Annotated in this window: 9 protein-coding genes and 1 pseudogene; 5 read left to right on the top strand and 5 right to left on the bottom strand. The window is 32.2% G+C overall.

Annotated elements, in window-relative coordinates; genetic code table 11:
• Positions 1-25: 25 nt before the first annotated feature.
• The 4 genes and pseudogenes from acs to nhaA form a co-directional block, all read left to right on the top strand.
• Positions 26-1,948, top strand: a pseudogene (acs, locus tag OH806_RS16115) (acetate--CoA ligase); the annotation flags it as partial.
• Positions 1,949-2,206: 258 nt separating this feature from the next.
• Positions 2,207-2,575, top strand: coding sequence for a hypothetical protein (locus tag OH806_RS16120; RefSeq protein WP_264744710.1), 369 nt, complete (start codon positions 2,207-2,209; stop codon positions 2,573-2,575).
• Positions 2,576-2,690: 115 nt separating this feature from the next.
• The gene (locus OH806_RS16125; RefSeq protein ID WP_264744711.1) at positions 2,691-4,895 is read left to right on the top strand and encodes a RelA/SpoT family protein; all 2,205 of its coding nucleotides are present in this window, start codon (positions 2,691-2,693) and stop codon (positions 4,893-4,895) included.
• A gap of 3 nt (positions 4,896-4,898) precedes the next feature.
• On the top strand, positions 4,899-6,074 hold the full coding sequence (gene nhaA / locus OH806_RS16130) for a Na+/H+ antiporter NhaA (protein ID WP_264744712.1): 1,176 nt from the start codon (positions 4,899-4,901) through the stop codon (positions 6,072-6,074).
• Here nhaA and OH806_RS16135 read toward each other — a convergent pair.
• Positions 6,071-6,436, bottom strand: coding sequence for a hypothetical protein (locus OH806_RS16135; protein ID WP_264744713.1), 366 nt, complete (start codon positions 6,434-6,436; stop codon positions 6,071-6,073). The two genes, nhaA and OH806_RS16135, sit on opposite strands and share 4 nt — an antisense overlap.
• A complete protein-coding gene (locus OH806_RS16140; RefSeq protein ID WP_264744714.1) occupies positions 6,420-7,436 on the bottom strand; it encodes a YihY/virulence factor BrkB family protein in 1,017 nt (338 codons plus the stop codon). Before OH806_RS16140 ends, OH806_RS16135 begins: the two co-directional genes overlap by 17 nt.
• Before the next feature lie 31 nt (positions 7,437-7,467).
• Between OH806_RS16140 and OH806_RS16145 the strand changes: the two genes are divergently transcribed.
• Positions 7,468-7,941 carry a 23S rRNA (pseudouridine(1915)-N(3))-methyltransferase RlmH gene (locus OH806_RS16145; protein ID WP_264744715.1) on the top strand — a complete coding sequence of 158 codons (474 nt, stop codon included), beginning with the start codon at positions 7,468-7,470 and terminating at the stop codon, positions 7,939-7,941.
• Positions 7,942-8,361: 420 nt separating this feature from the next.
• On the opposite strand, the gene OH806_RS16150 is transcribed toward OH806_RS16145, so the two are convergent.
• The 3 genes from OH806_RS16150 to OH806_RS16160 form a co-directional block, all read right to left on the bottom strand.
• Positions 8,362-8,805: a hypothetical protein gene (locus tag OH806_RS16150; RefSeq protein WP_264744716.1), complete on the bottom strand. Its 444-nt coding sequence runs from the start codon at positions 8,803-8,805 to the stop codon at positions 8,362-8,364.
• A gap of 53 nt (positions 8,806-8,858) precedes the next feature.
• Positions 8,859-9,422 carry a DUF6705 family protein gene (locus tag OH806_RS16155; protein ID WP_264744717.1) on the bottom strand — a complete coding sequence of 188 codons (564 nt, stop codon included), beginning with the start codon at positions 9,420-9,422 and terminating at the stop codon, positions 8,859-8,861.
• A gap of 15 nt (positions 9,423-9,437) precedes the next feature.
• On the bottom strand, positions 9,438-10,234 hold a 797-nt coding region (locus tag OH806_RS16160), incomplete at its 5' end, for a hypothetical protein (protein WP_264744718.1).

Consider the following 10,234-nt stretch of genomic DNA (forward strand, 5'->3'; position numbering starts at 1 on the left):
ACTTTACTACACAAAATCTAATTATAAAAAGAAAAAAGATATGAGACAATACCAGATCGAAGATCTTCCTGATTACTTTAAACAGTATAAAAAATCAATAAAAAATCCTAAAAAATTCTGGGATAATATTGCGGACAAAAATTTTGTTTGGTATCAACGATGGAGCAAAGTTGTTGATTACGATATGAGTGAAGCAAAAATCACATGGTTTAAAAATGCAAAATTAAATATTACTAAAAATTGTTTAGACAGACACCTTAACGAAAGAGGAGAGAAAACAGCTATCATTTGGGAACCCAACGACCCAAAAGAAGAAGCTCAGCATATCTCTTATAACGAATTATACACAAGAGTCAACAAAACAGCCAATGTTTTACGAGAAATGGGTATAGAAAAAGGAGACAGAGTCTGCATCTACCTTCCAATGATTCCAGAATTGGCAATCACAATGTTGGCTTGTGCTAAATTAGGAGCTGTTCACTCCGTTATTTTTGCAGGATTTTCGGCATCAGCTGTGTCTTCCAGAGTAAATGATTGCGGAGCTAAAATGATCATTACTTCAGACGGAAGCTATAGAGGAAATAAAGTTTTAGACCTGAAAAGCATTGTTGACGAGGCTCTTGAAAAAAGCCCGAGTGTTGAGAAAGTTTTAGTTGTGAAAAGAACTAACAACGAAATCAAAATGAAAGAAAGCAGAGATTACTGGCTAAGTGATTTGTATGAAAAAGCATCAGCAGATTTCGTTACGGTAATTATGGATGCTGAAGATCCTCTTTTTATTCTTTACACCTCAGGTTCTACAGGAAAACCAAAAGGAATGCTACATACATGTGCCGGATACATGGTTTACACAGCCTACACTTTCAAAAATGTATTCAATTACATGGAAAATGATATCTATTGGTGTACAGCAGACATCGGTTGGATTACAGGTCACTCATACATTCTTTACGGTCCATTATTAAACGGAGCAACAACCGTAATTTTTGAAGGTGTACCAACTTATCCTGAACCAGACAGATTTTGGGAAGTCATTGAAAAGCATAAAATTACCCAATTCTACACCGCTCCTACTGCAATTCGTTCATTAGCAAAAGAAAGCACAGAATGGGTGGATAAGCATGACCTAAGCACACTGAAAGTTATCGGATCCGTTGGTGAGCCAATCAATGAAGAAGCATGGCATTGGTTCAATGACCATGTTGGAAAGAAAAAATGCCCTGTTGTTGATACTTGGTGGCAAACAGAAACCGGAGGAATTATGATCTCTCCTCTCCCTTTTGTTACACCGACAAAGCCAACTTACGCTACTCTTCCTTTACCAGGAATACAACCTGTTTTGATGGATGACAAACGTAATGAAATTTCAGGGAATCAGGTTACAGGAAACCTTTGTATACGTTTTCCTTGGCCGGGAATTGCAAGAACAATTTGGGGAGATCATCAGAGATATAAAGAAACATATTTCACTGCTTTTCCCGGGAAATATTTTACGGGAGACGGTGCATTGAGAGATGAGGTTGGATATTATAGAATTACAGGTCGTGTAGACGATGTAATCATTGTTTCCGGACACAATTTAGGAACAGCACCAATTGAAGACAGTATCAATGAGCATCCTGCTGTTGCCGAATCTGCAATTGTTGGTTATCCGCATGATATTAAAGGAAATGCATTATACGGATTTGTGATTCTAAAAGAAACCGGAGAAGGTCGTGACAAAGAAAATCTGAAAAAAGAAATCAATCAGTTAATTTCTGACCAAATTGGTCCTATTGCCAAACTAGATAAAATACAGTTCGTTTCAGGGCTTCCGAAAACACGTTCAGGAAAAATTATGAGAAGAATTTTAAGAAAAATTGCAGAAGGTGACTTCAGTAACTTTGGAGACATCACTACTCTACTCAATCCTGAAATTGTAGAGGAAATAAAAAATGAAAGAATATAAATCGAAACCTTTTATTTAACTTCATTAGAAAGCGCTGAAAAATTCTGCGTTTTTTTATTACCAAGCCAAGATAACTTTAACATTAACTCATTTAGCACAACTACAAACAACACAAATTAAAACAAATTATCAATAGATACCCTCAAATAAATAAACAATTTACAATAGATAAAATAATTAATTTGAAATTTTATTGAAAATTAAATAAAACTTATAAAATTATTTATTAACTTTAAGTACAATTTAAAACTATTGCTTATGTCAAATATATTAGCTGGATTATTTGAACATCGCAGCGATTACAAAAAACTAGAAACCGACTTAGAAAATAGTGGTTTTCAAAGCTCAGATTATATTATTTATATTCAAAACAATGACAGTAGTCCTCATTATTTAGCAAGCGTTTCAGCTACAAATAATGAGAAAATAGACTCTGTTAAAAATATTTTCTCTCAAAATTCTGCTTTAAAAATATTTTTATTTGAAAACATGAGTTTTGAACAAACTAGCTATCAACAACTTAAAAACTACATTGACGCCAGAAGCAAAGCTGAAATTCAGAATAGCCCAGATTTAAAAATAAAAGTTTCAAACATTGGAATTGATTCCGCAGAAGTAAAAATTTGATAATCGCATAGATAAAGCTAATAACCGAAGGTCTGTAGAACGTTCTACAGACTTTTTTACTTTTGAAAAGTGAAAAAAAAATTGTATTTTCGTTTAATTATAGGGTTTTGCACAAATGAGTTACGATTTAGAACAAGAAAATAAAGAAATTCTTTCCAGATATAAGGATTTGATTTCTAACACATACCGAACTTTAGATGAGGAAAACAATAAACTCATCCGCAAGGCATTTGATATTGCATTAGATGCTCACAAAGATCAGAGAAGAAAAACGGGCGAACCGTACATTTACCATCCCATCGCTGTTGCAAAAATTGTAGCAACGGAAATTGGTTTGGGAGCAACATCTATTGCCTGTGCATTACTTCATGATGTGATTGAGGATTCGGATTATACTTACGAAGATATCAAAAAGATTTTCGGGGAAAAGATTGCCAATATTGTGAATGGATTAACCAAAATATCCATCATGAATCACCAGAATATTTCTGTGCAATCTGAAAACTACAGAAAATTATTACTTACACTTTCGGAAGATTTCAGGGTTATTTTAATAAAAATTGCCGACCGCCTTCACAATATGCGAACTCTGGAAAGTATGGCTCCCGATAAGCAGAAGAAAATTGCTTCAGAAACGGTCTATATTTATGCTCCACTCGCTCACCGTTTAGGACTGTACAATATTAAATCAGAGCTTGAAGATTTATCTTTAAAATACAACAATCCTGAGGTTTATACAGAAATAACTGAAAAGTTAGAACTCGCAAAAGAAAGCAGAGAAAGATATATTCAGGAATTTACAAAAGAAGTTTCTGAAAGATTACATGAAGAAGGTTTAAACTTTAAAATCAAAGGAAGAGCCAAAGCTATTTCTTCAATTTACAGGAAAATGCTTAAACAGGGTGTTTCCTTTGAAGAAGTCTTTGATAATTATGCCATCAGAATTATTTATAAATCTGATGCGAAAAACGAAAAGTTTCTTGCTTGGAAAATCTATTCTATTGTAACAGATGTTTATCATAGTAATCCTTCAAGAATGCGAGACTGGATTACCCAACCACGTTCTACAGGTTATGAAAGTTTACATTTGACCGTTCTTGGCCCGGATAAAAAATGGATTGAAGTACAAATCCGTTCTGATAGAATGGATGAAATTGCCGAAAAAGGTGTTGCTGCACATTACAAATACAAAGAAGGTTACAAACAAAGTTCTGATGACCGAAATTTCGAAAGATGGGTTACAGAAATCCGTGAAGTTTTAGAACAGCAACAAAATCTTACCACTTCCGAATTATTAGATAATATTAAACTGAATCTATATTCAAAAGAGGTTTTTGTATTTACACCAAAAGGAGAAATTAAAATCTTACCAACCAATGCTACAGCTCTGGATTTTGCTTTTTCGGTACACTCAGACTTAGGAATGAAGTGTTTGGGAGCTAAAATCAATGGGAAACTGGTTCCGATTTCTTATGTTCTTCAAAACGGAGACCAGATAGATATTCTTTCTTCTCAAAACCAGAAACCAAAATCTGACTGGCTAGAATTCGTTGTTACTTCTAAAGCTAAATCAAAGATTAAGAGTTATTTAAACTCTCAAAAAAACCAACTGGTAGAAGAAGGAAAAGAAACACTTCAAAGAAAACTTCGTCATGCTAAAATTAATTTTAATGATGAAGAAGTAAATAAGCTGCAAAAATTCTTTAATCTTAAATCTTCTCAGGAATTATTCTTGAAATTTCAAAATAATGAACTTGATGCAAGCAGTTTAAGGAAATATATTGAAAGTAAAAACGTATTTAATAACCTTCTTTCAAGATTCAGAAAGTCACCAGCTAAAAATACGGTATATGTAGAGCCAAAAGAGCAAAACCTTGATATGATTGTCTTCGGAAAAGACGAAGAAAAATTAAATTACAGTTTTGCAAAATGTTGCACGGTAATTCCTGGAGATAAAATTTTTGGTTTCATCACAATTTCTGAAGGAATAAAAGTGCACAGCGACAATTGCCCTAATGCAATTAACCTAAGAGCCCAATATGATTACAGAGTAATACCTGCAAAATGGGTGAATGCAGAGAGTTTCAAAAACCGTATCAAAATAGAAATTGAAGGTCTCGACAGAATGGGTATGATTAATGATATTACGGCTGTCATCAGTAATTCTATGGAAATGGATATGAAGAGCATGTCTATCGAATCCAATGACGGTGTTTTTACCGGAACAATTAATCTGGAAGTAAAAAATAAAAGTCAACTCGAGCAAACATTCAAAAAACTTAAAGAAATCAACGGCGTCTCACGAGTCAGACGATTATAAAATATGAAACTATCCATATACTTTAAAAAGTTTTTCAACAACAGTCAATCATCAGGAATTATTTTAATTTTTTGTGTATTAATATCTTTATTAATTGCAAATTCGTCTTTTGCCGAAGGATTTCAGCAATTTTTAGATAAAGAAGTTGGTACTAACCTTTTTCATCTTAATTATCCTGTAAGTATATGGATTAATGATGGGTTAATGGCTATTTTCTTCCTTTTGGTAGGACTTGAAATCAAAAGAGAGCTTGTAGAAGGAGAACTTTCATCTTTTAAAAATGCATCACTTCCTATTTTTGCTGCGATTGGCGGAATGATTGTTCCTGCCGTTATTTATAATACATTCAATTCAGGAACTGAATACAGTAATGGCTGGGGAATTCCGATGGCAACGGATATTGCTTTCTCTTTGGCTATTATTTCAATGTTAGGAAGTAAAATTCCCAGTTCTATTAAAATTTTTCTTGCGGCATTAGCAATTGTGGATGATTTGGGAGCTATTTTGGTAATCGCAATTTTCTATACAGAACAAATACACTGGACGTATTTACTTCTTTCATTAGGTATTACTGTTCTATTATTTTTATTAAATTTTTTGAAAGTAACTAAGCTTATTTTCTATATAATACCGGGAATATTTTTATGGTATTTTTTACATCATTCAGGGATTCACGCTACCATTGCGGGAGTTTTGCTGGCGTTTTCAATACCAACTAATGAATCTACTATAGAAACTTCACCATTAGAAAAGCTGGAACACAAACTTCATTTTCCCGTTAGCTTTTTGATAATGCCAATTTTTGCTTTAGCAAATACTAATATTACGTTCAATTCTTCAATGATAGAAGGTTTAACAAGCACTTTAGGAATGGGAATTATCTGTGGTTTGGTTTTAGGTAAATTAATTGGAATTAATTTATTCTCATTTATTGCTATTAAATTAAAGTTGAGTTCTTTACCTCAAAACAGCTCATGGTTTCAGATGTTGGGTGTCGGACTTTTAGCCGGAATAGGTTTTACCATGTCAATTTTTATTGCATTGCTTTCATTTAAAGGAAAACTCATTATTCAGGATGAAGCCAAATTCTCTATTCTTGTTGCTTCGTTTGTTGCCGCAATTTTAGGGTATGTATTATTAAATATCAGTTCTAAAAAGAAAATTGAAAATTTGGACTAATTTTTTACAACAGACCAGGTTCCCTGCAAAGCACCCATTTTCCATGTCCCTGATTTGGTTTCCAAACTTCCGTATACAATAAATCCGGAAGCAGAAGGTGTCATGGTAGAAAGTGCGCCACTTCCACCACCTAATAGAGATGTGTAAAACGTTTCCTGAAATTCCATTGATGTTCTTTTTACCTCTACAGTTCCTTTCTCACTTACCTTCATTATAAGTGTTCCGATTTGATCTCCGGAATAATTTCCCGTCCAAGTTCCTTTATAAGGCGTAACATAATTATCCTCTTCCCTGTTTTGAACACATGAGATTAATGAAATCAATATTACGATTAAAGTTAAAAATTTAATATTCTTTACCATCATTACTTAATTTTCTTCTATGTTCCTCGTCACTTTCCAAATTAGGTTCTATATTATCAGCATGATAATGAGATGCCTCTTTTTTTAGTTCATCAGACAATAATTTTTCTATTCTGAGTTTTCTGATAGCCATATTGAGCTCATTCCCGAAAAGAAGCAGATAAACATTCACATTTACCCAAACCATCAATAATATCATACTTCCGATAGAACCGTACAAAACGTTATATCTTGCAATATCTTTCACATAAATTGCAAAAACATAAGTCGTAACAATAAATAAAACAGTGGTAAGAATAGCTCCCGGAATCGCCTGTCTGAATCTTGTAATTTTCACTGTCCCCAGCCAATAAAACAAAGCCAACAGAACAAAGTAAAAAAGAGGAAAAGAAACAAATCCGATTATTTTTGAAAGGTTATCTACCAACCAGGAAATATCATAAGTGGGAGTAAATAATTTCAGAACAACTTCAGAATAATATACTCCGAAAAGAGCCAAAAATACAATACTTATAAAGCCTATTGTAATAAAAAAAGAAAGAATAAACTCTTTTACATCACTTAATTTCTCCTCAGAATTTTCATTAAAACCATTGATTAAAGAAAATGTACCATTTGTAGCAAAGACCAATGCAATAAGAATGGTAAGATTACTGATTCCTTTCATATTAGGAATAATATTGCTCTCAATATACCCTCTCACTTCCGTTTCCATGTGTGAAGGAAAAACATTATGAATTAAAACCTCAAAAATATAAAACTGAAGCTTATCATAATGTGGCATATAAGGTAAAACGGAAAGCAAAAACAATATAAACGGAAATAAACTCAGTGTAAAACTCCAAGAAATACTAGATGCTTTTCTTCCAATTTTATCTTTAAAAATCCCTGAGATATAAATCTGAAACATCTGCCAAAGCGATATTCCCAAGACAGGAATATGTATGCCATCAAAGAATTCTTGAATTTTTAAAATAAATCTAGGAACTTTTATGCCCATAAAGTATATTTGTGCTTAGCAAATATATGAAATGCAGATTAATTTAGTTTGTATCGGTAAAACTGACGATAAAGAAATCACTTCACTTATTAATTATTACCTTAAACGTCTCCCAAAACACTGGAATTTTGAAATAATTGAAATTCCTGATGTGAAAAATACTAAAAACCTTACCTCCGACCTTCTTAAAAAAGAAGAAGCCAAATTATTTATAAATCACATCGATAAAAATGATTTAGTTATCATTCTTGATGAAAAAGGAAAACAGTTCACAAGTCGGGAATTTTCTCAAAAAATTGATACTTGGATGAATTCTTCTGTCAAAAAAATTCATCTTCTGATTGGTGGAGCTTATGGTTTTTCAGAAGAAATCTACAACCGAGCTAACGAAAAAATGTCATTATCTAAAATGACATTTACTCACCAAATGATTCGGCTGTTTATCGTTGAACAATTATATCGTGCAGACCAGATTTTACAGGGAAAACCTTATCATAATGATTAAAAAAATAAACCTCCAAAATCGGAGGTTTTATTTTTAGTAATATTCAATTTTTCTGACCCCATTTATATAAATCTTTTCCGTTTACGTTTTTAATAACTTCTATCCAGTTATTTTTTTATTAAAAGTAGTTATTGAGGATTCTATTTGTTAATTATTATTTGCAAAAAACCTCCGAAGAGGCTTTAGTTTATTGTTTTGTTAGAATAATACTCATTGGCAAAGGTTCTGGTCTTTGGGATTGAGGAAGGCCATGAAAAAAACATGTTTTATCTATTAAATTAAAATATTGAGAATACTTCCATCCCAGCTTTGTTTTGGCTGCATTCGTGAATTTTTTTTTGAACTTACCGTTGTGTCATACAAATCTGAAAAGTTGTTATTTAGTCAGAGTAATAAGTCTAAAAATTAAAATATCCGGAATCAATTGATTCCAGGTATTTTAATTTTTGCAATTTTTAGAATACATTGTGTTGTCATTAAAAAATCTTTATACCCAGTATTCTCATCACTATAGTTTAATCCATAAATGTTATACTCAACTGTTCCATTGGAAGACATAAATTTTAGTTTTGTATCATAACCATCAATTACATTCTTAAAATCTTGTAGTAAATCTATAGATTTTATTTTTAAAATATTTGTTACAATTTCATTATAATCTTTCTCCGTTAGTATATGTTCTTGAGTCATAAATTGTTTCTCGCTCAAGGAATACTTGGAAATTTTTAAAATTGCATCTCCATCCTTTTTATCTGGGTTATCAAAATCATTAACTATTTCGATTTTAATTTTAGAACCTATTACTATTGAATTTGAGTTTTCAAAAGTGATATATCCTAATCTTATGTTTTGAGCGTTATACATATAAAAAAACATTATAAATACGATACTCAGTAATCGATTTATCATATTTACATCTATTGTTTTGTTAAAATAATATTCGTTGGCAAAGGCTCTGGTCTTTGGGATTGAGAAAGCCCATGAAAAAAACATGTTTTATCTATTAAATTAAAATCTTGAGAATACTTCCATTCCAGTTTTGTCTTGGTTGCATCTGTAAAGTTAATTCTTGCACTTCCTGTTGTATGACACAAATCTGGGTCAATATAAATTAAAGAATATTTATTTCCATATTTTCTAAAATTTATACCTACAATTTTAGCCTCATCATCTGAAAGATTTGTATTGTCAAATAAAATATTCCCATTATCATCTTTTACAATAAATTTTCCGATTAAATAATCTCTATACCGTTTGACAGTAGTATCATATTTATTAGTAATTTTTTCGAAAGTAATAAAAATGGTTTTATTATTCCAAGTCCCCTTCCAGGTTCCTTCATATTGAGAAAGTTCATTATTTGTATCTTTTTCATACGAATTCTCAGGAAGATCAATTTCTACAGGTCTTAAAGAATAGACCTGTTGTGCTTTACAAGAAAATGTAAAGATAAATAAGGATATAAATATTATATTTTTCATAGCTTAAATTTTAAATTATTGAGGACATGGTGTCGCTACTACTGGTTGATTTGCTCCGTTATATTCTAATTTTGTAGAAGAATTTTCGGTAATTTTATAGACTTCCAATCCATCTATTGCCACTTTTTCTTTTAAAAACTGAGTGAAAATTTTCTCTACAATTGACGGATTAGCAAGTTCATCTGTTGTTAATTTTTCATACTCTTTCTTATACCACTTATTCCAATCTTCTATTTTATCCCAAGTAGACCCCGGCCATGTATCATTAGTATATTGCAGCATATAGCTACCCTGCGAAGTTATAACTACAGAATATGCATTGGTATAGCTTCCAGTATATATTCTAGCCTGCTTCATAAAGATATTCAAAAATGTTCTTACATCTGCAGGAGATGGTACTTTTATAGTAGGAACGTCATCACAATTAGCATCGTTATGTATATGAAGCAATCCTGCTATTCCGTCTTCATTGTCAGGTAAATCCATACTATGAGTACAAGGTGCACCATCTACCACAGGAAATCCTGATGGAACTCCCGTTGAACCTACCGGTGGTAGTCTTTCGTAATATCCTTTTTCATGATCCATGGCAAACATTTGAGGAGTATTTAATTCCTGAAATTTAGCTTTAAATTTTGGATCTGAAATTTTATTTTTTGCTTTCTCGCAAGGGGTTTGTACAGGGGTGTATGGATACCCACCATTTCCTCCACCAGAACCGCCACCACTTCCTGTTCCTCCGCCTCCAGTTGAGCCGCCACAGCTTCCACTTTCATATATACTCTGGCAATCTAGAGCGGGTCCGGTGCAAT

The organism is Chryseobacterium oryctis (assembly GCF_025971925.1).
Lineage (GTDB): Bacteria > Bacteroidota > Bacteroidia > Flavobacteriales > Weeksellaceae > Chryseobacterium > Chryseobacterium oryctis.

Bases quoted from the DNA above. Each gene is read 5' to 3' on its own strand.
- OH806_RS16120 (WP_264744710.1), top strand. From the start codon at position 2,207: ATGTCAAATATATTAGCTGGATTATTTGAACATCGCAGCGATTACAAA.
- OH806_RS16125 (WP_264744711.1), top strand. From the start codon at position 2,691: ATGAGTTACGATTTAGAACAAGAAAATAAAGAAATTCTTTCCAGATAT.
- nhaA (WP_264744712.1), top strand. From the start codon at position 4,899: ATGAAACTATCCATATACTTTAAAAAGTTTTTCAACAACAGTCAATCA.
- OH806_RS16135 (WP_264744713.1), bottom strand. From the start codon at position 6,436: ATGGTAAAGAATATTAAATTTTTAACTTTAATCGTAATATTGATTTCA.
- OH806_RS16140 (WP_264744714.1), bottom strand. From the start codon at position 7,436: ATGGGCATAAAAGTTCCTAGATTTATTTTAAAAATTCAAGAATTCTTT.
- OH806_RS16145 (WP_264744715.1), top strand. From the start codon at position 7,468: ATGCAGATTAATTTAGTTTGTATCGGTAAAACTGACGATAAAGAAATC.
- OH806_RS16150 (WP_264744716.1), bottom strand. From the start codon at position 8,805: ATGTATAACGCTCAAAACATAAGATTAGGATATATCACTTTTGAAAAC.
- OH806_RS16155 (WP_264744717.1), bottom strand. From the start codon at position 9,422: ATGAAAAATATAATATTTATATCCTTATTTATCTTTACATTTTCTTGT.